Annotated in this window: 23 protein-coding genes; 12 read left to right on the top strand and 11 right to left on the bottom strand. The window is 41.3% G+C overall.

The window, feature by feature from the left end; genetic code table 11:
- Positions 1-14 precede the first annotated feature (14 nt).
- From E0F88_RS29200 to E0F88_RS29190, 3 genes are all read right to left on the bottom strand, one after another.
- The gene (locus tag E0F88_RS29200; RefSeq protein ID WP_131961948.1) at positions 15-269 is read right to left on the bottom strand and encodes a Txe/YoeB family addiction module toxin; all 255 of its coding nucleotides are present in this window, start codon (positions 267-269) and stop codon (positions 15-17) included.
- Positions 266-466: a DUF2683 family protein gene (locus tag E0F88_RS29195; protein ID WP_131961881.1), complete on the bottom strand. Its 201-nt coding sequence runs from the start codon at positions 464-466 to the stop codon at positions 266-268. The genes E0F88_RS29200 and E0F88_RS29195 overlap by 4 nt, the downstream gene beginning before the upstream one ends.
- Positions 467-538: 72 nt before the next feature.
- Positions 539-1,474 (bottom strand): Ppx/GppA phosphatase family protein, encoded by a 936-nt coding sequence (locus E0F88_RS29190; protein WP_131961947.1) that lies wholly within the window; start codon positions 1,472-1,474, stop codon positions 539-541.
- Positions 1,475-1,630: 156 nt separating this feature from the next.
- Here E0F88_RS29190 and rpsU point away from each other — a divergent pair, with 156 nt between their 5' ends.
- From rpsU to E0F88_RS29175, 3 genes are all read left to right on the top strand, one after another.
- Entirely contained in the window at positions 1,631-1,825 is a 195-nt protein-coding gene (gene rpsU / locus E0F88_RS29185) for a 30S ribosomal protein S21 (RefSeq protein WP_090154901.1), read from the top strand.
- 119 nt (positions 1,826-1,944) lie between these two features.
- On the top strand, positions 1,945-2,817 hold the full coding sequence (locus tag E0F88_RS29180; protein ID WP_131961880.1) for a phage lytic cycle repressor MrpR family protein: 873 nt from the start codon (positions 1,945-1,947) through the stop codon (positions 2,815-2,817).
- 66 nt (positions 2,818-2,883) lie between these two features.
- Positions 2,884-5,469 (top strand): phosphoenolpyruvate carboxylase, encoded by a 2,586-nt coding sequence (locus E0F88_RS29175; protein ID WP_131961879.1) that lies wholly within the window; start codon positions 2,884-2,886, stop codon positions 5,467-5,469.
- Positions 5,470-5,563: 94 nt separating this feature from the next.
- On the opposite strand, the gene E0F88_RS29170 is transcribed toward E0F88_RS29175, so the two are convergent.
- From E0F88_RS29170 to E0F88_RS29160, 4 genes are all read right to left on the bottom strand, one after another.
- Positions 5,564-6,745 (bottom strand): FAD-dependent oxidoreductase, encoded by a 1,182-nt coding sequence (locus E0F88_RS29170; RefSeq protein ID WP_220466398.1) that lies wholly within the window; start codon positions 6,743-6,745, stop codon positions 5,564-5,566.
- A 57-nt stretch (positions 6,746-6,802) separates the two neighbouring features.
- Positions 6,803-7,225, bottom strand: a complete 423-nt coding sequence (locus tag E0F88_RS29165) for a VOC family protein (RefSeq protein ID WP_131961877.1) — start codon at positions 7,223-7,225, stop codon at positions 6,803-6,805.
- Positions 7,226-7,347: 122 nt separating this feature from the next.
- Entirely contained in the window at positions 7,348-7,500 is a 153-nt protein-coding gene (locus E0F88_RS33830) for a hypothetical protein (RefSeq protein ID WP_165940179.1), read from the bottom strand.
- A 201-nt stretch (positions 7,501-7,701) separates the two neighbouring features.
- Positions 7,702-8,526: an AraC family transcriptional regulator gene (locus E0F88_RS29160; RefSeq protein WP_131961876.1), complete on the bottom strand. Its 825-nt coding sequence runs from the start codon at positions 8,524-8,526 to the stop codon at positions 7,702-7,704.
- Between the two features lie 392 nt (positions 8,527-8,918).
- Here E0F88_RS29160 and E0F88_RS29155 point away from each other — a divergent pair, with 392 nt between their 5' ends.
- From E0F88_RS29155 to E0F88_RS29145, 3 genes are all read left to right on the top strand, one after another.
- The gene (locus E0F88_RS29155) at positions 8,919-9,353 is read left to right on the top strand and encodes a MarR family winged helix-turn-helix transcriptional regulator (RefSeq protein ID WP_131961875.1); all 435 of its coding nucleotides are present in this window, start codon (positions 8,919-8,921) and stop codon (positions 9,351-9,353) included.
- 329 nt (positions 9,354-9,682) lie between these two features.
- Positions 9,683-10,414, top strand: coding sequence for an SIMPL domain-containing protein (locus E0F88_RS29150; protein ID WP_131961874.1), 732 nt, complete (start codon positions 9,683-9,685; stop codon positions 10,412-10,414).
- Positions 10,415-10,598: 184 nt separating this feature from the next.
- On the top strand, positions 10,599-10,922 hold the full coding sequence (locus tag E0F88_RS29145) for a YtxH domain-containing protein (RefSeq protein ID WP_131961873.1): 324 nt from the start codon (positions 10,599-10,601) through the stop codon (positions 10,920-10,922).
- A 51-nt stretch (positions 10,923-10,973) separates the two neighbouring features.
- Here E0F88_RS29145 and nudK read toward each other — a convergent pair whose 3' ends face one another.
- The gene (gene nudK / locus E0F88_RS29140) at positions 10,974-11,558 is read right to left on the bottom strand and encodes a GDP-mannose pyrophosphatase NudK (RefSeq protein ID WP_131961872.1); all 585 of its coding nucleotides are present in this window, start codon (positions 11,556-11,558) and stop codon (positions 10,974-10,976) included.
- A gap of 55 nt (positions 11,559-11,613) precedes the next feature.
- Between nudK and E0F88_RS29135 the strand changes: the two genes are divergently transcribed.
- Together E0F88_RS29135 and E0F88_RS29130 are read left to right on the top strand one after the other, a co-directional pair.
- Positions 11,614-12,378, top strand: a complete 765-nt coding sequence (locus E0F88_RS29135; RefSeq protein ID WP_131961871.1) for a DeoR/GlpR family DNA-binding transcription regulator — start codon at positions 11,614-11,616, stop codon at positions 12,376-12,378.
- Complete coding sequence (locus tag E0F88_RS29130; protein WP_131961870.1) at positions 12,375-12,881, top strand: cupin domain-containing protein; 507 nt, start codon at positions 12,375-12,377, stop codon at positions 12,879-12,881. Before E0F88_RS29135 ends, E0F88_RS29130 begins: the two co-directional genes overlap by 4 nt.
- A 19-nt stretch (positions 12,882-12,900) precedes the next feature.
- On the opposite strand, the gene ggt is transcribed toward E0F88_RS29130, so the two are convergent.
- A complete protein-coding gene (gene ggt, locus E0F88_RS29125; RefSeq protein WP_131961869.1) occupies positions 12,901-14,667 on the bottom strand; it encodes a gamma-glutamyltransferase in 1,767 nt (588 codons plus the stop codon).
- Positions 14,668-14,897: 230 nt separating this feature from the next.
- On the opposite strand from ggt, the gene E0F88_RS29120 reads away from it, so the two are divergent.
- Positions 14,898-16,139 (top strand): ABC transporter permease, encoded by a 1,242-nt coding sequence (locus E0F88_RS29120; protein WP_131961868.1) that lies wholly within the window; start codon positions 14,898-14,900, stop codon positions 16,137-16,139.
- A gap of 66 nt (positions 16,140-16,205) precedes the next feature.
- The gene (locus tag E0F88_RS29115) at positions 16,206-16,658 is read left to right on the top strand and encodes a DUF8785 domain-containing protein (protein WP_131961867.1); all 453 of its coding nucleotides are present in this window, start codon (positions 16,206-16,208) and stop codon (positions 16,656-16,658) included.
- 76 nt (positions 16,659-16,734) lie between these two features.
- On the opposite strand, the gene E0F88_RS29110 is transcribed toward E0F88_RS29115, so the two are convergent.
- The gene (locus E0F88_RS29110; RefSeq protein ID WP_131961866.1) at positions 16,735-17,070 is read right to left on the bottom strand and encodes a translation initiation factor; all 336 of its coding nucleotides are present in this window, start codon (positions 17,068-17,070) and stop codon (positions 16,735-16,737) included.
- Positions 17,071-17,109: 39 nt separating this feature from the next.
- On the bottom strand, positions 17,110-17,982 hold the full coding sequence (locus E0F88_RS29105; protein ID WP_131961865.1) for a diacylglycerol/lipid kinase family protein: 873 nt from the start codon (positions 17,980-17,982) through the stop codon (positions 17,110-17,112).
- Positions 17,983-18,510: 528 nt separating this feature from the next.
- On the opposite strand from E0F88_RS29105, the gene E0F88_RS29100 reads away from it, so the two are divergent.
- Positions 18,511-21,948: a SusC/RagA family TonB-linked outer membrane protein gene (locus E0F88_RS29100; RefSeq protein ID WP_229213949.1), complete on the top strand. Its 3,438-nt coding sequence runs from the start codon at positions 18,511-18,513 to the stop codon at positions 21,946-21,948.
- Positions 21,949-21,993: 45 nt separating this feature from the next.
- On the top strand, positions 21,994-23,679 hold the full coding sequence (locus E0F88_RS29095; protein ID WP_131961864.1) for a SusD/RagB family nutrient-binding outer membrane lipoprotein: 1,686 nt from the start codon (positions 21,994-21,996) through the stop codon (positions 23,677-23,679).
- The last annotated feature ends 17 nt before the right edge of the window (positions 23,680-23,696 follow it).

The following is a 23,696-nucleotide window of genomic DNA, read 5'->3' as shown; positions in this document are numbered from 1 at the left end:
GAAGAAGATATACTTTATTTGTAATGTCCTTTTAAAGAAAGGATAAAAATTGTGTTATTAGTAACTTCATAAACAATGCGATGCTCCTGGTTAATACGCCTTGACCAGCAGCCGGTAAAATTGTGTTTTAAAGATTCAGGTTTACCTATTCCCTGATAAGGTGTTTGAGTAATTGATTCAATAAGCAATCGGATCCGCTGAAGTACAGCATTGTTATTGGTCTTTTTCCAATAATTAAGATCTTCGACAGCCTGTAAAGAGTACTCTATTTCCCTATCTCGTCAAGCTCTATTTTTACAGTCTTTCCCTCCCTCACTTCCTGTCTGCTTTTTTCTATTTTAGCCACAAATTCCGGATTGTAGGGTGCATCTTGTTTTTCCTTAAATGATACCTTAAATCCTTTAAGAAGCGCTTTTACTGCATTTAACACTTCTTTATCTTCTGTATTGATGGTTAACGTTGTCATAATTTGTGTTTTTGTTGATCTAAATTACAATTTTCCTGTTTCAAACAAAAGCAGATATTTTGGTTCAATAATTTATTTTCCCAACATCGAAGCCAGCACACCTTCCTTCAAAGCATAACCTGAAACTTGAATATTTCTGATTTTGTGACTTTTGAGAACATAGTCAATCAGACAAACTGCAACTACAATCATATCAGCCCTAAGTGCAATCATACCGGCAATTGCCATCCGTTCATCGTGGTTTCCTGCCAGAATCAGGCTGTAAATCCGGTAGAATTCATCAATCGGCAAAGTAAAGTCGGTTATATTTTTGGGAGACCATTGGCCTGTACGAAATTGAAAATCAATATCAACCAAAGTATCAAATGTGCCGGATGAGCCCACCAGTTTTTCAGGAGCATACTGATGAACTGCATTCGCAAGCGGAATAAGACTTTCATCTAAATAATTGTAAAGCTTTTTTCGGTCGCCTTCGGTCATTGGGTCCGTACGCATAAATTTCTCCATGAGCCGCTGGCCGCCTATTTCAAAACTTTGTTTCCAGAAAATCTGTGATTCGTTGCCGATTATGAATTCCACGCTTCCACCGCCAATATCCATGATCAGACATGGAACTTCTCCCAGCTTAGCGCCGTAACGTACACCTTTATATATATATTCAGCTTCCTGATTTCCGTCAATAACCGTAATCGGAATTTTTGTTTCTGTAAATACCGTCTCGCAGAATTCTGTTTTATTTTCCGCATTTCTGATAGCGCTTGTTCCAAATGCAAAAACGTTTTCCTGAGCTATTTCAAATAAATCAAGCTGCTCCCGAAAAAACCGAAGCACGGTAAGTGCCCGTTCAATGGCGTCTTCGTTGATAATCCGTTTGTTAATTCCGCCCAATCCGATGCGTGCCGGACGGCTTTCATGAAAAAGGGAATTTACCTCATCTCCGTTTTTTTCGACGATAAGCAAATGAAAAGTGTTCGTTCCTAAATCAATTATACCAAGCCGGGAGCTCATAGATGCAGATAAATCGGTTAATTCCTTTGTTTCCAAGGGGCAATATGCAAAAATATCCTAATTTTAATGGCTTGTTTCTTGATTTTCTGATTGATATAGCTTTCCTTTGCAGTCCGTTTCAGAAAACCAATTCAAAGAACATTATATTTTATAAGCATGCTCATTATAAACATTAAAGACAACGAATCGATTGACCGCGCTCTTAAGCGTTACAAAAAGAAATTTGAAAGAACTGGTACAATGCGCCAGCTTCGTGCGCGTACAGCTTTTGAAAAACCATCTGTTAAGCGTCGTTTCGAAGTTTTGCGTGCAGTTTATAAAGAAAAAACTTACGGTCATTTAGAAGACTAGTTCTTAGGAATTTGTTTTCTGGTGTAAGGTTTGATGGGATCATTATATCCTTTCGAATCATATAAAATTGAAAAAGAGCTGTCTTGTTTAAGGCAGCTCTTTTTTGTATGTTAGCACCTATGATAGACAAATTTCTGGAATCGCTGCAATATGAAAAACGCAGCAGTGCTCATACGATAACTTCCTATAAAACTGATTTGGAGCAATTCCGGAAATATTTGCTGTTCCAGTATGAAGTCAGTCAGCCGGAAACGGCGCAGCCACCCATGCTGCGGTCCTGGATTGTGGATTTAATGGAGGAGGGATTAAATCCGGTTTCCATTAATCGTAAAATTGCGTCTCTTCGTTCCTTTTATGGCTTTTTGAGAAAAAAAGGACTCATTTCCACAGACCCCACCAAAATACTTTCAGCACTCAAAACCCGAAAAAAATTGCCGGCCTATGTTGAAGAAAAGTCGATGGAAGTACTTTTTGATACGGAAATGTTTGCGGAAAATGCAGAAGGTTTTCGCGACCGGGTGATCATGGAGCTTTTATATGGTTCAGGAATACGTTTGTCGGAATTAATAGGACTTGAAATCTCAGATCTGGACTTAACAGGGAAAACCATTCGTGTTTTTGGTAAAAGAGCCAAAGAGCGAATGATTCCTATTTCTGCTTCACTTACAGCGTTATTAAGCAGATATCTCGTTGAGCGCGCACCTGAGGAAGAAACGGACATACTGATTCTCACAGATAACGGAAAGCCGGCGTACCCGGTTTTTATACAGCGAATCGTTAAAAAATACCTCTCTGCGGTAACCACGCTTTCCCAAAAAAGTCCGCACGTTTTGCGGCATACGTATGCAACTCATCTTCTGAACCGCGGCGCAGATTTGAATGCAATTAAAGAATTACTCGGGCATGCAAATTTGGCTGCCACACAAATCTATACGCATAATTCAATAGAAAAACTTAAAAAAACACATCAACAGGCCCATCCAAAAGCCTGAAACCGATTTTTTGAGGTATCTTTGTTGCCAGTTTACAGTCTCCAAATATAATTTTGTCGCTCCACTATGAATAATAGTTTTCAAGACGCTGTAGTTACGAAGTACAACATTTTTAACAGCCTTTTCCTTAGTTTGCCCTATCGCGGTATTTTTCAGACGGGCTCGCTGCTTCCTTTACTTACACAACAAAGCGAGGTTGGTTTTCAGGAAGGAAAGTCACCAAGGCAGATTATCGAAAACTTTTTTGAAGAACTTCTGGAGACTGCAACTCCAAAAGAACGGACGGATCTTCTTTTTGCTTTTATCCAATATATTGAAAGACAGGTTGTTCTTTTTGATTCTGTGGAAGATGCAGCTTTTGATCAGACGCACGACCTTACCGGTAAGGGTTCGATTACTTATCTGACCGACCGGGTTGACAGTGATATTTTAAAGAAAAAATTACTTAATAAATTACAGGATTTTAGTGTCCGTATTGTTTTAACTGCGCACCCAACCCAGTTTTATTCGGGAAAAGTGCTAGGGATTATCAACGACCTGGAAGATGCAATTAAAGTAAACGACTTTACCGAGGTAAATCAGTTGCTTCTTCAGCTTGGTAAAACTGCTTTTATCAATCACGAAAAACCTACTCCTTTTGATGAAGCGGTCAGTTTGTGCTGGTTTCTTGAAAACGTATATTACGACGCCATCCCTGCAATTCTAATGAAATTGATCGATGGTTTGGGCATGAGCGCACATGACTGGCCTTATCCGAATTTGTTCAGATTGGGATTCTGGCCGGGCGGTGACCGTGATGGTAATCCATTTGTTAATCCGGAAACTACACTTCAGGTTGCTGCAAGATTAAGAGAAACACTGCTAAGAGGTTATTACCGCGATATTCGTACACTTAAAAGAAGGCTGACCTTTAAAGGCGTAGACGATGCGATTGCTATTGCGGAGCGCAAAATGAACAGTACCATTTTTGGCCCTTTTGAGGAAGGATATAAAGATGCACAGGAACTGATTGCTGAACTGCTCAGTGCGCGTGAGGTTCTGGTTGCCAAACACCAGGGATTGTTCGTCGAGTTACTGGATAATTTTATTTTAAAACTAAACATCTTCGGATTCTTTTTTGCCAGTCTGGATGTACGTCAGGACAGCCGTAAACATGGCAAAGCGTGGGAAGACATCTTAAAAAGACTAGAGAAAAAAATCCCGTTACTGAAATACAGTGATTATGAAGACTGGGATGAAGCTAAAAAGATAGATCTGTTATTATCACTTAATATTCCTTTACGAATTGAGGATTACGAGGATGAGCTGACGAAGGATATTCTGGGATCTATCAGCGCAATCAAAACGATTCAGAAAAAAAATGGTGAACAGGGTGCACACCGCTATGTGATCAGTAATAACCAGTCAGCGCTTAATGTGATGCAGGTTGTAGCACTGGCAAAAAACCTGATTGCGGATGAAAGCGGAAAGCTTGCGCTGGATGTTGTGCCGCTTTTCGAAACAGTTGACGATTTGGCAAATGCGCCCGGAATTATGCGTCAATTGTATGAAAACGGATATTATCGTTCACATTTGGAAGGACGGGATAACCACCAGACAATTATGGTTGGATTTTCAGACGGAACAAAAGACGGTGGTTATCTGCGTGCTAACTGGTCGATTTACACGGCTAAAGAAGAATTGACAAAAGTTTCCCGCGAATTCGGAATCAAGGTCACTTTCTTTGATGGTCGCGGTGGACCTCCTGCACGTGGCGGCGGCAATAACCATAATTTTTACTCTTCTCTGGGTAAGGATATTGAAGATAAAGAAATTCAGCTTACTGTTCAGGGGCAGACGATTAGCTCAAATTACGGAACGGTTACAACAGCCATGTACAACCTTGAAAGGTTGTTCACTGCCGGTTTGGAAAATCACCTGTTCAGAGGAAACCGGATTGAAGAGGAACTGAATCAGGAGGACAAAGACCTGATCGAGGAAATGGCCGGAGCAGCTTATGAATCCTATCTGGATTTGAAGAATCATCCGATGTTTGTAAAATATCTGGACAAAAAAACACCGTTACGCTTTTACGGACAAACCAACATCGGAAGCCGGCCTACCAAACGTGGAAATGATGATGAAGATTTGAAATTTGAAGATCTTCGTGCGATCCCGTTTGTAGGGTCGTGGGCGCAGATGAAACAGAATGTTCCGGGCTTTTACGGCTTTGGTACAGCGATTTCCAAATTGGCTGAAGAAGGAAAGAAGGAGGAGATTAAAACGCTTTATAAAAAATCCCTTTTCTTCCGGACATTGATTGAAAATTCGATGCAGTCTTTATCAAAAGCGTTTTTCCCCGCTACCAAATATCTTCGTGATGAAGAAGATTATAGAGAGTTTTGGGATAAAATGTATCAGGAATTCAGGCTGACACTTGAATCGTTACTTGATGTTTCTGAACAAAAGGAATTGCTTGACAGCAATAACGTTACAAAGGTTTCAATTAAAGTCAGAGAACGAATTGTATTGCCACTGATCACAATTCAGCAATATGCGCTGCAAATGTTATCCGAAGATCCCAAAAATCTTCCTGTTGACGTAGAAACCTACAATCAGCTGATTATGCGTGCGATGTTTGGAATTATCAATGCTGCGAGAAATTCAGCGTAATTTTAAATTGTCAAAATAGACTAACAAAAAAAACCAGCCGTTCGAGGCTGGTTTTTTTTGTTAAATACTTTATAATAAATTGAATAACAGGTGGTTAATAGATATCTTCGTTTGTAAATCTCGTTGTGAAAGAGAAGTCGGAATGAAACATCTTGGCTTCGTTTTCGCTTGTTTCAAGCTGTGCTTTTTTTGCATACACAAACATTTGCTGTTCATAATCGTCGATAGCAGCTTCAATAGTTTCAAATTTTCCGTCAGTCAGGCTATCGGATAAAATCAATGCGTCCATTAATCCGGTGTTCACGCCCTGCCCTGCGAAAGGAGGCATGATATGTGCAGCGTCTCCGATGAGGGTTATGGGCAAGGGGCGGTTGAGTTTCCAAGGTACATCCAGTGGTATCTGTCTTGTTGGCCAAATTACAAAGGAAGAAGTTGAGCGGAAAAGCTGCAGGTAACGTTCATCCCAATCAGAGAAACGATTTAGCAGGAACGTTAAGATGTTTTCTGTATTTTGAAAGTTCACCTTATATTCCTGATCCCAATCTTCCGGTTTTTTAATCGTTATGCTATAGCTCAGTAAGCCACCATTCCTGGGATTGGCAACAAGCAAATTGCCTCCGCTTGCCGTCATGAGAATGTTATCGTCGGACAGCTGATAGAAGTCCGGACAAGTTGTTTCGGGCTCCAAAACTTCACCCTGTAAAATCAGCGTTCCGGTATATTCAATTTCCGCATCCGTAACGTATTTCCTGGCCTGGGACATTCCCCCATTCGCTCCTATAACCAGGTCAGCAGTTGCAGTTAAATTATTCTCAAATTGTAAAAGCCACCTTCCGTTTTGTTCTTCAAGTCCGGTAAATTTCCTTTCCCAGGCGATGGTACTGCTTTTCAAACTTTCAACTAATATTTTTCTTAAATCGTTTCTGTTAATTTCAGGATTGTCGTGACGCTCTTCAAATGTTGGTTTTCTAGCCAACAACACTTTGCCATTTTCATCTGCCACGGTTCTTCCCATAGGAATGCCCATTTCATAGTAACGTTCCAGTAATCCCGCTTTGTGCATGGCTTTCTGCCCTGAACCTTTGTGCAGGTCAAGCGGACCGCCGGAAATTCGGGTAAACGCGTCTTTGTCTCTTTCATAGACGGTTACATCTATTCCGTTCTGCTGTAATATTTTCGCCATTGTCAGGCCAACAGGTCCGGCACCAATGACAGCAACCTGTTTATTTCGTAGTAACATGGATTTTGCATTGTTTGATGAAGAAGCAAAATTCATGAATGTTGATTGATCAGGCTTGTATAAATGCGACAAAATCAGACAACTATGCTACTATCATGGCTCCCAAAGTTCAATCTTATTACCTTCCGCATCCATGATGTGTACAAATTTTCCATAATCGTACGTCTCAATGCTGTCAATAACAGTTACGCCGTTTGCTTTTAGTTTTTCTACAAGTCCTTCAATATTCTGAACCCGATAATTGATCATAAAGTCCTTTTTGGAAGGAGTGAAATGGTCACTGTCTCTTTTGAAAGGGCTCCATTGCAGCGGAATTATTTCTTCTGGCTTGTCAACGTCTCGGTACTCAAAACTCACCGAGCCCCATTGATTGACGTCAAATCCTAAATTTTTGGCATACCACTCCTTTGTTTCCTTCGGGCTGTCGGAAAAAAAGAAAATGCCGCCAATCCCTGTCACTTTTGGCGTGTTGTCAACAGGTAACGTTGAGTCTACCTGACTTTTTTGGTCATCCATATTGCTTGTTTTGTTAGTTTTAGAGTTACATTTTAAAAGGAGTACTAAAATTGGAATTACTGTTAACAGTCTTTTCATATGGCTGAGGATGAGCTTTTAACAAAAATGAAATATATAAATATTTATCCTCCTTTTGCATTTGTTCGACAGCGCTCCCAACCTTCCGGGGCGACTCCAATAATTTCCCATGGCAATGTCGGGTTGCTGATTTGGAAAGCCATAGGTAATGCCTGACGCACCTGAGAGAAATTTACAGTAGCATATATGTCCGGCACTGCCAACCTGTTTGGGCGAATTCCTGTTTGGCGATCAGATTGTTGATACAGCTAATTTTTTATAAGTTTCAATACAAAATTACACCAATGGATTTCTGATAAAAAGGGCATTTGAGCCAATAAAAACGGTAGTTTGCGACGTTCTTTCCCAGAAAAGCAAACTCATCACCAAAATAATTTACAGGAATGGCTTTGTTCATTTTACGCATGATCATCAGCCTGTTTTAATGCGACCATATCGTTGATTACCGGAAATTTCTTTGCATTTCGGGCAAATGCAGCGGGGCTGACACCACTGTAACGTTTAAATTCTCTGCTCAAATGAGGCTGATCCGTGTAGCCCAATTCATATGCTAGTCCTGCCAGATTCGTGTCCGGGTTAAGCAACAGTTCGTTTCTCACTTTTTCAAACCGCATCAGCCCGGATACGTCTTTAACCGTGTGACCGGAAGATTGTTTGAAGTTTCTTTGTAATGTGCGAACAGTCGCGTGCGCTGCCTCAGCTACCTGGCTAACGGGCATGGTGCCGTTCGTATCCCGCATAGCGATTCCTGCTTTCGACAACATATTATTAAAAGATATTTGAGGATTTGATCTCAAAAAATACTGTTTTAGATGATCAACCGCTTTTTCAATTTTCCCTAAATCGACCCACTTTTCCAAAATATCATGAAGCCGGGCAATCGGATGCTCAATTTCCAGTATTCCATCTTTATCAGAGGGCATTCCCAGCAAATCAAAAACGGTCCATGGAAAACACCTGATTCCAATAATTTCCAGATTTCCTTTAGTGTGAAAAACAGCAGGCTGATTAAGCAGTCCAATTAAAAATGGCGATGGTAATGAACGTAATTCATCTTCATCAGAAAGAGCGCAACCGCCGCCGAAATGAAATATAATTTCTGCAAAACCATCAGGTATTACCTCAAAGCTTGACTTTGATTCTTCGGAATCCCTTTTGTTATACCAAAAACATCTAATGGTACTTTTAAGCTCTTCCGGCGAATCAAATTCCAGGTGCTGCATTTCGGGCATTGTAATTTATTCTGATACCTGTTAAATCTTATCACCTGCAATTTAGCTGGATTGATGATCTAAAGGTAAGGGAAATTATCTCCATTTAAACTACGAATATGATCGTAGGTTCCATGAATTGTTTGATAAAACTTTAGACTTCCATCTTAAATACCTGATGGTAAGTAGATTTTTTAATACGAAAGTTTACGTAGTTAAATGTTCGTTCAGCTCGTGAGCCATAAATGGGAAGTTTGATCATTTCGCCATTTAAGCGAATATCCTCATTAGTAGATAATTGGTGACTAGCAGATATTCTTAAAAATTTTCAATAAACACGCTTAACTATTAGTAGACGAACTAATGTGTTGTCTTATATCTGGATTAAAACATTCTTTTAATCCATGACACATTATTCTGACCAGCGGGCGTATTTTTTTAAGATCGATACAACCATAAAAAAAATTCGGAATGCGCTTCAGAAACAGTTAAATGAAGGAGGATTTGATCTGACCGTAGATCAATGGGTATTGATTGATCATATTAAAAGAGCTCCTTCAATCAGCCAGAATGAACTGGCAGAACTCACTTTTAAAGATCCGCCAACTGTAACGCGGATAATAGATCTTCTTGAGAAAAAGGGATTGGTTGAAAGAGCCCCGGCAGCAGGCGACCGAAGAAAATTCAATCTTTTTTTAACTGAAAAAGGAGCAGATACCTATCGTGAAGCTTTTCCCATTGTTGCTGAAATCAGAAGAAAAGGGTGGGGTGATCTGGAAGAAACAGATTACCAACATTTTGTGAGAATTATGGATTCTATTTATCAGAATTTTAACTGATCTCTGAAATTACTGATACAACTATTTCTTTGTCCGGTGCTTATTTTTAGGCATCGGTAATCCATTAAATTAAAAGCATCAGCAGCGTTAATGTTTGTTAATATCGTATTGATTTTCGGCAGAAAATATTTTTTATTCTTCTGAAAATCAATCTGGTATCTGTGTCTTTTTTATTAGCTTTTCTTTCGCGGACCCTTCCGGGTTAAACCTCTTTCCAACCTTCTTCTCTAATCCTTGTCTTCGTAATAAGCATTTAGCTCTATCGTTAAGAGCAAATATATTGCAAGCACCAAGTCAATTTTTTAATCAGTTTATTAATTTTTGAAGTCATGAAAAAGGTCATTTTATTAAGTGCGTTATTATTCGGTTCAGTTGAATTCCCATCTTTTTCACAAACTACAACCATGCAGCAAACTCCTCCCACCCGTAAAATTGAAGTCGCTGGTTTTGCCGAAATGGAAGTGGTTCCTGATGAGATTTATTTCAATGTATCGCTAAGGGAGTATTTTAATGATGAAAAAAACCAAAAGGATAAAGTCGTTATCAGTACGCTTGAAAAGCAGTTGATCAAAGCAGTTGCGGATGCAGGTCTTCCAAAAGAGGCGTTATCGGTAAGTGGTGTGGGCGGTTATCAAAACTATGTGGATAAAAAGAAAAAACCAGCTACTTTCCTTGAGGCGAAACAATATGAGTTAAAAGTAAGCAGTGCGGATAAACTGGACGGAATCCTTTCAAAAGTGGAAAGCCGGGGTGTTCAGTACGCCAACGTCAGCCGTGTCGATCATTCGAAAAGAGAAGAATTTAAAAAACAGGTTAAAATCGACGCATTGAAAGCAGCTAAAGAGAAGGCATCATATCTGGTGGCTGCGGTTGATCAAAAACTTGGTCAGATACTTGAAATAAGAGAATTGGATGAGAATATACAGTATCCGCAGCCTGTATTTATGAAAGCAGCAATGCGTACAATGGCTGAGTCGGCCGATGCAGTGCAGGATAGCGATGTGCAGTACCAAAAAATTAAAATCAATTACAGAATGCAGGCAGCATTTGAGATAAAATAACATCGGCGGTCGGCTTTCGGCCATCAGTCCTGGCAGTTTGTGACAGCCGATGAATGACTGCCGAAAGCCAAAGTTTATTCTGGCATTATTTTTTAACCGTTCGTGGATAAGTGACTGAATTCGTTTCTTTTGTGTCAAAACATAAGTATCTTTAATTAGTTATCAACCATAGAATCAGAAAATTATGAGCATCAACGCAAAACACCTTGCCACATTTATTCTGGGCGCAGCAGCCGGAGTAGCAGCACATAAATACCTGCAGTCCGAAGAAGGAGAGAAACTTCTGGAAGATCTGAAAACGAAAGCAAACGATCTAAAGGCAGAAGCCGAAGGAGCGATAGATAAGGCACCGGAATATTTTGATGAATTAAAAACAAAAGGTTCTGAGGCACTGAAAACCAGTTTTCCTGATGCAGAGGCATTCTTCAAGGATCTTTATGCAAAGTTTTCGGGCAAAGGAGGCACAACAGAAACGGACGTTACTGTAACACCGGATCCGATTTCCTGACAGATATAAATAAATATTCGGGCTGAGGATAGTTCTTGTCTTCAGCCTTTTTTATGCCCCAAGCAATCCGTTAATCTGTGCATGCTGGAGGAGAAGCATGGTTTTAGCATCTTTAATTTCTCCGGAATCCATCATTTTCAGTGCTTCAGGAAAAGAGATCTCCATCACTTCTATGTTTTCCTGCTCAGTTTCACAGCCTCCGCCATTTCCGGTTTTCATTTCCTGCGAATATTCGGCAACAAAAAAATAAAGAATTTCAGTAACAGATCCCGGTGACATATAGGCTTCAAAGATCTTTTTGACAGATCTTATCTTGTAACCTGTTTCTTCTTCGGTTTCCCGGCGAATGCAATCCTCGGCATTATCTTTATCCAGCAGACCGGCGCAGGCCTCTATTAACATTCCGGTTGTATTTCCATTTGTGTAAGTCGGAAGGCGAAACTGGCGTGTGAGAATTACTGTTTGTTTTTCTTTATTGTAAAGCAAAATAGTCGCGCCATTGCCGCGGTCGTATGCTTCACGGGATTGCCTTTCCCAGGTTCCGTTTGCATTTTGGTAATCAAAAGTGAATTTTCTTAATGTATACCAGTTATCTGAAAGTACTTCCTCAGAAACTAAATTAAAGTTATCATTCATAAATTGATTGTTTTTGATTGATATTGATTATTTTTGAACAAATGTACGAATAGGTATGAATTTTCAAAAACGAAAAAATATAATCCTGGGATTGGTCGATACACTCGGAGAAGTCAATGTCAGCGATTTAGCCGAAAAAACAGAGACCTCTGAAATTACTGTACGTCGTGATTTAATTGCTTTGGCAGCAGATGGGTTGCTTTACCGCACGCACGGCGGCGCCATGAAGGTTGAGCTTACAAAAACTCCTTTTACTTTTAAAAATAAAGTTGCTGCGAATGCGGAACAAAAAGATCATATCTGCAGAATTGCTGCAGATGAAATTACAGATGGTGATATTATTTTTATGGATTGCGGAAGTACGGTTTTTCGGTTATGCCAGTTTATCAGAAATAAAGAGATCCGGGTTGTAACGAATTCTCTTCCTGTTTTATACGAATTATTAGGTTCTTCGGTAAAAATAAATCTGGTAGGCGGTGAGGTTGATAAAGACAGGCAGGCTGTTCATGGTAAAATAGCGGAAGAGCATATTTGCCGTTATCAGGTAAATAAAGCCTTTTTAGGAGTGGATGGTATATCTTCGGAAAATGGTTTGAGTGCACATAGCGAAATGGAGGCCGGAGTTACATTGGCAGCTTCGTCTCATGCAGATATCACCTACCTTTTATGCGATATCTCAAAAATTGGAAAGGATAAATATCTGCAGTTTGCCCCAATAACTTTAGTTAACGTTTTGATAACCAATGAAGAGAACGCAGAAACTGAAAAACTGGAAGCAAAAGGAGTTAAAGTATTAACCGAATTGAAAACAAAAATATGAAACCAGCTTCTTATTGGGTAGAGAAATATAATTTACTTCCGCATCCTGAAGGCGGATATTATTCAGAGACTTATCGTGCAGGTGAAAGTATCCTTAAAGAAACGCTGCCGGACCGTTTTACGGGAGACCGGAGCTTTTCTACCGGAATCTATTTTTTATTGGAAGCCGGGCAATTTTCAGCTTTTCATCGAATCAAATCGGATGAAATGTGGCATTTTTATGCAGGAGAAGCCTTGGAAATTTTTGTGCTCAATCCGGAGACAGGCAATTCCAATGTGATCAGATTGGGCCGCGATCCTGAAAACGGAGAAACTTTTCAGGCCGTTGTTCCTGCCGGAAGCTGGTTTGGATCACGTCCTGCCTCCGGAAGTTCTTATGCATTGGTAGGCTGTACCGTTGCTCCGGGATTTGATTTTGAAGATTTTGAAATGGCGGAAAGGATAGTTTTGATCTCCGAATTTCCAAAGTATTCCGGTTTGATTCAGGAAATGACAGCTCCCTGAATCAAACCGGACCAGGCAATTAATAACCAACGCTGGTATCATCCCCGCGCGGATCGGAGCCACCTTCCAGCCAGCCGTCAGGGGTCACCAGAATGCAGTCCATGCGGCCAATTGTGTTTCTTTGCTGTTCAAGAATATAACCCTTGTCCTGCAATTTTTTTAAAGCAGTTTCCGAAAAAGCATTTGCTTCAAATGTAGTTTTATCCGGCAACCACTGATGGTGAAATTTCAGAGCGTTTACGGCCTGTTGCATGGTCATGCCATGTTCGAGCACATTCAGGACGGTTTGATAAACAGATGTAATGATGGTTGAACCGCCCGGTGTTCCTACAACCATAAACAGTTTTTCGTCTTTTTCAATAATGGTAGGCGTCATCGAAGACAACATTCGTTTTCCTGGAGCAATGGCGTTTGCTTTGTTGCCAATGAGCCCGTACATGTTTGGTGCACCTGGTTTTACACTGAAATCGTCCATTTCATTATTCATGAAAAAACCGCCGCCTTTCACCACCACCCGGCTTCCGTAACCGCCGTTTAAAGTGGTCGTAACCGAAACTGCATTTCCCTCTTTATCTACCACTGAAAAGTGCGTCGTTTCCAAACTTTCATATCCCGGGAAAACGCCACCGCTTACATTTTTGCTGTCTGTGGCCTTATCCCATGAAAAATCGGACCATCTTTTTTGCAGGTAATCTTTGCTTAAAAGTGTTTCAACAGGAATTTTGACAAAATCAGGATCTCCGAGAAACTTAGCGCGGTCGGCATAAACCCGGCGTTCGGCTTCGATCATCACCTGAATTGTTGAATCGCTGTGCCATCCCCATTTGCGTAGCGGGAACGGTTCGGTTAAACGCATCAGCTGAACCAGTGCAATACCACCGCTGGACGGTGGCGCCATGGTAATTACTTTATAACCTTTGTAAGTTTCTGAAATCGTTTCCCTCCATTTTGCATGATATTCTTTCAGATCTTTTTTACTTATGATACCTTCTTTGTTTTGACTGATATCTTTAACGAGTCGCTTGGCAACCTTTCCTGTATAAAATCCGTCCCAGCCTTTTTTCTGAATTCGTGTCAAAACTTTACTCAAATCTTTTTGAACCAGTTTATCTCCCGCTACCCATTCGGTACCATCTGATTTTTGAAAATATGTAGTTCCCGGATTGAGTGCCAATAAGTCTTTTTTGATGGCATTTAATCCCCGGGCTTCTCTTTCTGTTTGAATAACTCCTTTTGCGGCCAGATCAATTGCGGGCTGTAAAAGCTGTTTCCAGGACAATTTGCCATATTTTGCATGTGCTTCGGCCATACCCGCTACGGAGCCGGGTACACCTGATGCGAGCCTCCCGAGTGTACTCGAATTTGGAATGACATTTCCGTCTTTGTCCAGATACATATCAGCATGCCCTTTTGCGGGTGCTTTTTCTCTGAAATCAATGCTGTTTGTATGTCCCGATTTGTTACGATAAACAAGGAAACCGCCGCCGCCAATGTTTCCTGCGGACGGGTGAACCACAGCCAATGCAAATTGTACTGCAATTGCCGCGTCAACTGCGTTTCCCCCAGCCTGCAGAATTTCAACACCTACACGTGATGCCTCCGGGTGTGCGGAAGCAACCATTCCGTTTTTCGCTACAACGCCCTTGCGGTCGCTAAAAAATGATTTTTGATTTGGATCATCGGAAAGAAACTGGTAAAAACCGGTTGATTCCTGAACGGGTTTTTGTGCGGCTAAAAAGCCTGATAATGTGGTTAAAAGAAAAAGGAGCGTGTAGCGGATTCTCATATTTGGCGGTGTAAGAGTTTGTGATGTAATTTACCAAATCTAAGTAAGAGGAATGATATCAAATATGTTTTTTGAAGTTTTTCCTCAGAAAATTATCATTGATCAAAATATCCACAGACTACTCAAACTGTTTTAATACCTTCTATCCTAAATTGCATTGATGAAATAAGCATTCCTGTTAATTTTCAGGACTATTCTTTATAAAGTTTTAACAGATCGGGTCAGGGACTATGAAATTTTTACGCCAGATATGGGAAAGTTTTAGATTTGCCTGGCAGGCACTGAGGTCTAATCTTACCCGAACAATATTATCTCTTCTCGGTGTAACCGTTGGAATTTTTGCTATTGTAGCTGTTTTCACGATTGTCGACTCGCTGGAAAAAAGCATCAAAGACAGCATGAGTTTTATCGGTGATAAAGTAATTTATGTCCAAAAATGGCCGTGGAGCTTTGGAGGTGAATATCAGTGGTGGAAGTATTTTCAATGGCCGGAGCCAACTTATTCGGAATACAAATATTTGTACGATAACCTGGAATCTGCCAGTGCTGTTGCTGTTATGGATTCACGTGGTGGTATTACCCTAAAAAACGGGTCGAATAGTATTGATGCCCAGGTGCAGGGCGTGTCATTTGAGTACAATTTAATATCAGATATTACCATAGCAGGCGGCAGATATTTTATGCCTTTGGAAACATCTAATGCAAGAAACGTGGCTGTTGTCGGAGCGGATATTCCTGCGGCGCTTTTTCCGGGACAGGATGCTGTCGGAAAAGAATTTAAGTTAGCCGGAAATAAGTTTGTGATTGTAGGCGTGCAGGAGAAAAAGGGTGAAAGTCTGGTGAATTTTGGCGGCAGTGCTGATAAAAATTGCCTGATTCCGTTTGCTTCTTTTTCAAAGTTATTTCAGTCGGGCAGGAAAAGGGCTAACATTGTTGTAAAAGGTTTTCCTGATGATGAGGGAATGAAATCCGTAGAAGCAGAGATTACCGGATTGATGCGAACCAGGCGCGGAATTAAACCGAGAGACGACAGCAATTTCTCATTAAATAAACCCGAAGCAGCAGCCCAGGCTATTTCAGGACTTTTTGCAGTGTTAACTTTGGCAGGTTGGGTGATTGGGAGTTTTTCAATATTGGTTGGAGGATTTGGCATAGCCAATATCATGTTCGTTTCGGTAAAAGAAAGGACAAACCTCATCGGTATCCAGAAATCTTTAGGAGCTAAAAACTATTCCATTCTGTTTCAATTTCTCTTTGAGGCTGTAATGCTCAGTTTAGTGGGAGGTTTGGTAGGGATTCTACTGGTTTTTCTTCTCTCGTTTATTCCCATGGGATCGCTTCAGATTATCATGACTCCCGGAAACATTATATTAGGATTGGCAGTTTCGTGTATCATTGGCGTTTTGTCGGGGATTGTCCCGGCGATGCTGGCGGCAAGAATGGATCCGGTGATTGCAATCCGGGCGAAATAATCACTAGGAAAAATCAAACCGTTTTACGAAGTTCGCTTTAATTCACAAACTTAAAACATTAAAACAATGCGTAAATGGGTCATATTTGCTGTTTTTCTGGCAATCGTCTTTGGAATTATTTATTACCTCACATTTGGATATTATAGCGAAGGTAAACGTGGCGGCTTTGTAACACAGCTAAGCAACAAAGGATACTTATTCAAAACATATGAAGGCGAGCTGAGAATGGGCGGCCTGAGCGAGGGCGATGGCACCATGAATTCTTCTAAATGGATTTTCTCGGTAAGCGGAAAAAATAAAGATGCAATAGCCAAACTGGAAGAAGCCATTCAAAACGGGCATCGTGTGTCACTGACTTACGAGCAAAAATTCTTCACCCTTCCCTGGAATGGCGATACAAAGTTTTTTGTAACAAATGTGGAAGTATTACAAGGCAGCAGAGGAAATTTTCCGCCTACACAAACACCGGCAACACCACTGCCAACACCTACGGAAATTGATACCACTAAGGTTTTGTGAGTAATGGGCTTGGGGTTGAGGGCATGGGGTAGGTGATTCATCGCTCCCTGCACTTATCCCTATGCTCGCTGCCACTTCACCCACCTGCTTTTTTTGCCTTATAATTTTTGGATAAAAGCCATGTGATTACTTTATCACGATGGTCTCCCTGTATCTGAACTTCCCAGTCCTTTACAGTCCCGCCACTGCCGCATAAGGATTTTAATTGCTTGCCAAGTGCTTCAAGATCGTCGTTTTTCCCGATAAAGCCTTTGACAATAGTAATAACTTTCCCGCCACCTTTGCGATCCAGCCAGATACGTAAATCCTGTTGCTGAGGGGACAGTGTGTCCGGATCATTCTCACCGGATTCTTTATATTCGAATTCCGGATCGGTTGAATAAACAACTCCGGAGCGGTTCTTTTTTGACATAACTACGATTTGTTAAGATTATAGCTCTTGATAAGACATTCAGATGATTACATTCAGGCTTTGCGGATTGATTTTAACTTTAATGACATTGGTTTCCAGCTGCAAAGGCTCTCCGTCATAGTGAATCATTGGAGCTTTATCAGTTTCTACCAAAACCTCTGTAACACTCTGATAAGCAATATATTCTGATTGTTTCAATTGTTTTGTGAAAAGCTGGTAAGCCAAAGAAGTCCCAAACCATTTTGGGAAGGGTTTGATTGTACAGACATCCAGTACACCATCCTGAAGATTGGCATGAGGTGCCACCCATGCATTATTGCCAAACTGCCCGGCATTTGCAAAAGTCAGAGAGAACGCGTTTGTCTCAAGTCCGTTAACCCGGAATGATTGAGGTTGATAATCCCAGTAAGCTTTGAAAGACACATTTACATAAGTAGCCAAACCGCGGCTGGTTTGCTGACTGAACAAATGTCCAACGTAAGCATCAAAGCCCATTCCTGCCGTACAAAAAAAAGGAATGTCATTCAGCAGCCCGCTATCAATAGTAGAAACAGATCCTGCAAAAAGCCTTTTTAAAGAAGATTCCAGTGTTAACGGAAGTCCCAGGTGCCGCCCCAGCCCATTTCCTGAACCAAGGGGCAGTATACCGATAGGCGTTGGCTGATTTACCAATGGCCTTGCAATTTCATTTACAGTACCGTCACCACCTACCGCAACAACAGCTTTCCAGTTCCCTGATTGCAGATTTTCCTGTACCAGCTCAGTCGCGTGTCCCCTTGCTTCAGTAAAAAGAATATGTGCGCTGTGTTTATTTTTGCTTGCTTCTGCGTCAATCGCATGCGCTACGGCGTCGATATTTCGGCCAAGGGAAGTGCCAGAATTCGGGTTAAGTATAAAAAGATAGTCAGCCACGAATTATGCGAAGAAAAGGAAAAGAATTCCCAAAAAAATGATGATAAACAGATAATACAGGCCGTCTATAAAAGGATACTTCTGACGGTCCAATTTCTTGAATATTATATCAAACTTACTCATATGATCTTGGTCTTTAATATTGGCAGGGTGAATTACAAAATTCCGTACAGATGAATTCAAAGTCCGCTCCGCAAAATTCCACAAAAAATGTGAGAAACCATGGTGATCGCAAAAGCATTGTTTCGGATAGAAGCAAATTGCTTTTTGTCAGGAAATTTCTATGATTATGATTTTCATTTAAAAAGTAATCAGCGTTGCCTTTCGGCTTCATTATTAAAATCATTGAAGTAGGATAAGTTTGAAGTAAATCATCCATTGGTTAGAAAAATCACATTTTCACGATTTCAATAAAAATTTTAACTTAAAAGTTTAGTTAATAAATAATTTTAATAATGTACATTCACTAAATTTTTGGATAAATCAGCTTTGTCCAATCTATTATACTCTTAAACCAACAATCACTACATGAAAAAACTCTTCTTGATTCAAATTTCAGGAGATAATTCGCGGTTGGAAAAAAGCCGGCCGCTGATGAATATATCTGCCTGTATCATTGTATTTCTGTTTTCTCTTGGTTTTATGCAAAACTGCGTTTTGCATGCACAAGGTCTTCAGGTTACAGGAACGATAACCGATGCCGTTACCGGGACGGCGATTCCAGGCGCGAGTGTTCTGATTAAAGGAAGTTCTTCAGGAACAATCTCCGATGTAGATGGCAAGTATACAATTTCTGCTGCCCAGAGTTCAACCCTAACCTTCTCTTTCATTGGTTATGTAAAACAGGAAGTTTCGGTAAACGGACAGTCTGTAATTGATGTAAAACTGAAAGAAGATGCCGGGCAGCTTAATGAGGTAGTCGTAACCGCTCTTGGCGTCAGTAAGGAAAAACGCCAGTTGGGTTATACAGTTACAGACATTGCCGGAACAAAACTGGCTACAACCAACGAAGTTAGCCCGATCAGCGCTTTACAGGGAAGAATTCCCGGAGTGCAGATTGACCAGGGTGCCGGCGGTTTGACAGGTAATACAAAAATCCTGATACGGGGTAACTCCACATTGGGTGTAAATAACCAGCCAATTTTTGTTGTAGATGGTGTAATTCTGGACAACGACCTTTATGATGGAAGCGGACGGGACTTTGGGAATAATATCAAAAACCTGAATATGGAGGATTTTGAAAGTGTTTCGGTGTTGAAAGGATCTGCGGCGGCTGCACTGTACGGAACGCGTGCGATCAACGGAGTGATTTTAGTTACCACAAAAAAAGGGCATCAACGCAAAGGTATCGGTGTTAACGTAACCCAAACATTTACAGCGGCTCAGCCCTATCGCGGACCTGATTTCCAGAATGAATACGGCGGAGGAACCGTAGGTGCTTTTTTTACAGATACCCGGGATCCGAATTACAAACCGGATGAATCCTGGACAACAAAGGTTTTTCCGGTTAACAGCCAGGGACAGCCTTACATTGACCGTCAGATCGGGCGTGAGCTGGAAAACTGGGGACCAAAGTTTGCAGGGCAACAGGTATTGGACTACGATGGTACGATGACAACCTACCAGGCCTACCCGAATAACTATCTGGATGCTTTTCAGACCGGGAAGGGAAGTCTGACAAACGTTGCGATTGATGGCGGAACTGCCGAATCGACCTTCCGTCTTTCTTATAACCGCAATCAAAGTAAAGGGATCAACCTTCGGAATGAGTTATCGAAGAATGCATTTAACCTTCGTGTAACGCATAAACTAAATAAATTCCTGTCTGTTGATGTTACCGGAGACTATACCGCTACCAAGGGGAGCAACCCCCCAAGTCTTTCACTGAACCGCTACATATGGGTGTTCGGAAGGAATTATGATACCAAAAAGTGGATGCAGCGCCAGAATTATATTGGCTACAACGGCGGTATTCCGCAGGCGAATGATGTAAACGAGCCAAATAAAGTACCCGAGCCAAACATCTGGTTTAATATTTTTGAAAATAACTATACCCAGAAAGAACAAATGGTTCGCGGGCGTATAGCACTGACTGGTACGGTTACAGACTGGATGAAAGTGCAGGTAGAGGGTAACTTAAACAATGTTTATACAGAAAATGAAACCAAAGAACTTGGTCAGGGAACAAACTTTACCGGTGGTAAATATGTATTGGGGCATTCTACAAAAGAAACCCGGTTCCTGAAATGGATGGCGATTTTTAACAAACAAATTACGCCGGACCTGGATTTTAGTGGTTATTTAGGAGGAGAATCGCAGCGTATGAATCTGTCGTACAACCTTAGCGAAACAGATGGCGGGCTAAGTTATCCCGGAAACTATTTTCTTGCCAACTCCGTAAATGCGGTAAAATCAACCGGAGGTTTTAAAAATAGAAGGTCTTACAACTCACTTTATGCAAGTGCTGATTTTGGTTACAAAGACCAGCTTTTCCTGCAAACAACATGGCGTGGTGACTGGGCTTCGGCGCTGACTTACAAAAACGGAACTGGCAATAACTTTTATAATTATCCGTCGGCGAGTTTATCCTGGGTGTTTTCTCAAACATTCAACAATTCACTTCCGGGCTGGATCACTTATGGAAAATTAAGAGGCAACCTGGCTGCACTGGGTGGTGATATTGATCCTTTTACACTTAATTCAGGATTTGCATTCAGAGATCCAACGGATGCAGGAGGGAATGGAGTTCAGTCGACATCGACTTTTAACTCAAATTCGACGCTGCAGCCTAACATTAAACCGCTGCGTAAAATTGCCAAAGAGATCGGTCTGGAAATGAAGTTTTTCAAAAACCGTCTTGGCTTCGATGTTTCTCTTTATCGCGACAATACCAGAAACCAGCCAATCACGATTTCAGCTCCTGTTGAGTCGGGTGTAAGCAGTATTTTGATCAATGCAGGAAATATTCAGAATACGGGGATTGAAATCGCATTGGATGCAACGCCCCTGCAAATCGGCGCATTTAAATGGAATACTATGGTGAGTTTTTCTCATAACCGTAACAAAATCATCGACTTGTATGGAGATAGAGAATATTATCCTTTGGAAAATGAAGGAAATGGCGGAAACGATTTAATTCCTTATGCCAAAGTAGGCGGTGCTTACGGGGTAATCCGGACAAAAATTGCAGCCAAAAGATACAACATGGAAGGTAGCCCCAACAATGGCAAACAAATCCTGTCATGGAGAAGTGATGCAAGAGCCGCTTTCCCGGCACGAAGTAATGAATGGAAAGACGTGGGAGATATTAATGCCAAATTCCGTTCCGGGTGGGATAACACCTTTACTTACAAAAGGTTATCTGTGAACGTTTTGTTTGATGCAAAAATTGGCGGTGATATGATCCTGACTTCGCTGCGTTACGGAACGCATACGGGTATCTTCCCTTCGTCTCTGGAAGGACGCGATGCAGAACATGGCGGTATTACCTGGACGAGCAAGTATGACAACAAAACGTACGACGACGGAATTATTCCAGACGGTGTTTTTGATGCAGGTCAAACCATCACCCAGGCCAACGGAACTTCTGTAAATGTGGGCGGTATGAGTTATCAGGAAGCTTATGACAAGGGGTTTGTAGAACCTACACATTTACCTCAGTTTATGTATCGCTACGGATCTTCTTCAACGGCAGTTGGGGATTACTGGATTGTTAAAAATTCCTGGATTTCGCTTCGTCAGTTTTCGGTAAGCTATCAGGTTCCGCAGGTATTTGTTGATAAAATTAAGCTTAACACGTTATCGATCAGTTTTGTAGGACGTGATCTGTTTTATCTTTATAACACTTTGCCAAATCACTTTAACCCTGCATCTAACGTTTCAAACAGTACGGCTGTTCAAAAAGAGGTTGGTTTCATTCCTCCAATGACCCGCAATTTAGGCGTGACTTTGAGAGCAGGATTTTAATAGTAAAAACGGTATTCCGCAAGGATAACATTAAAGATATTTTAAATGAAAAATATAACCATAAAATGGGCAACGGGAATTATGCTGGCCGGTACGCTGCTGCTGTCTAATTCCTGTACCAATGATTTCGCCGAGATAAATACGGATCCAAGCGTCGTAACTGATCCGGATCCGAAGTATCTTTTTACATACTCACTAAACAGCCTTCCGTCAAGCGGGTCGGAGTGGATCTGGGAAAATCTGGAACAGCTGCTTCGTTTTACCCAGCACATGACAACCGATCCCTATGAGCTGTCTACAAACATCAATTCGAGATATGGCAATTTTTACAGCAATGTATTGCCTAACCTGGTAGAAATTCGTCGCCAGATTGACTTAAAGGCGGACAAACAGCGCTATCAGAAAATGAGGGCGGCCACCTATGTTGCCGGTATTTTTTACGGTTTGCACGTAAGCGATATGAATGGATCTATTCCATATACACAAGCTGGTTTGGGCCGGTCCGAGGGTAATTTTAAACCTGAATATGATGGGCAGCAGAAACTTTATGACACCTGGCTGGCAGAACTGAATACCGCAATTGCGGATCTAGTTGCTTCTTCAACTGACCAGTTGACTTATGGGAATGCGGATATTTTTTATCATAGCGACTGGACAAAATGGGTGAAACTGGCCAACTCCTTAAAACTTCGTATTGCTGTGCGTTATGAAGGCCAGGACAAGGCTAAAACGACTCAGATTTTCAAAGAAGTAATGGAAAATGCGGTCGGCCCGATCACGGCTGACGAAGATCAGTTTGCATATCTTGATCCAAACAGTAACCCCATTGGCGGCGACATTGATTACCGCAGTGCGCGTTACGCGACAAAATCGATTGTCAGCTTTCTCAAAACGACAAACGATCCACGCCTTCAGATGTATTTTAGTCCAAACGATCTTACCGCAGCCAATTTGGATTCAATTAAAAAATACAAAGTAACATTGCCTGCATTTATCTCAGCAACAGATACCCAGATTCGTTATCAGGGTGGTCCGGCAGACTGGACTACCGATGCTGCTACGGCACAGTATTACAAAAATCCGCTGACAGTAGGAACAAGTAAACTGGTGGTAATGTCATCGATCAACAAAGTGTTTTTTGCACCAAGGCGGAACGGTGGCCTAGGTACATTCCACGACTACCTGGTTACGAGTGCTGAAACTTGTTTTTATATTGCTGAGTTGATCGAAAAAGGGTATGGTGCAGGTTTGAATACGAAAGGAACTTCAGAAGAATGGTATAAAAAAGGTGTTGCCTCATCGCTTCGCACCATGAACGCCATTGCAGTCGCAGCTTTGTCTACAACAGGATTTACCCAAAGCACTGTTGAAGCACAGATTACGGCCTATCTGGCTCAAACATCTGTTAAATTCAACGGAGTAAATAATCTGGAACGAATTTACATTCAGGAATATCTGAATTTTATGCGCCTGCCAACAGAAGCGTTTACTTTCATTCGACGTACAGGCTATCCGAAGAACAGCTCAACTTACTATCCCCGAGATAAATTTAACGAACCGATTCCGCGTCGTTACTGGGTAGATGAGCCCGCACTTGGAACCAACAATGAAAACTGGCTGAAAAGCCAGACTGAGCAGGGATTCACTCCGGGTGATCGTACGGTGCAGGCATTGAGCACGCAGCGCTTGTGGTTTGATAAAAATAATCCGGTAATCGGAGAAGGAAAATAAAAGCTGAAAACAAATGC

It is taken from the genome of Dyadobacter psychrotolerans (genome assembly GCF_004349265.1).
Classification (GTDB): Bacteria; Bacteroidota; Bacteroidia; order Cytophagales; family Spirosomataceae; genus Dyadobacter; species Dyadobacter psychrotolerans.
Note: the sequence above shows the minus strand (reverse complement) of the source record. Positions and strands in the feature narration are given on the sequence as shown.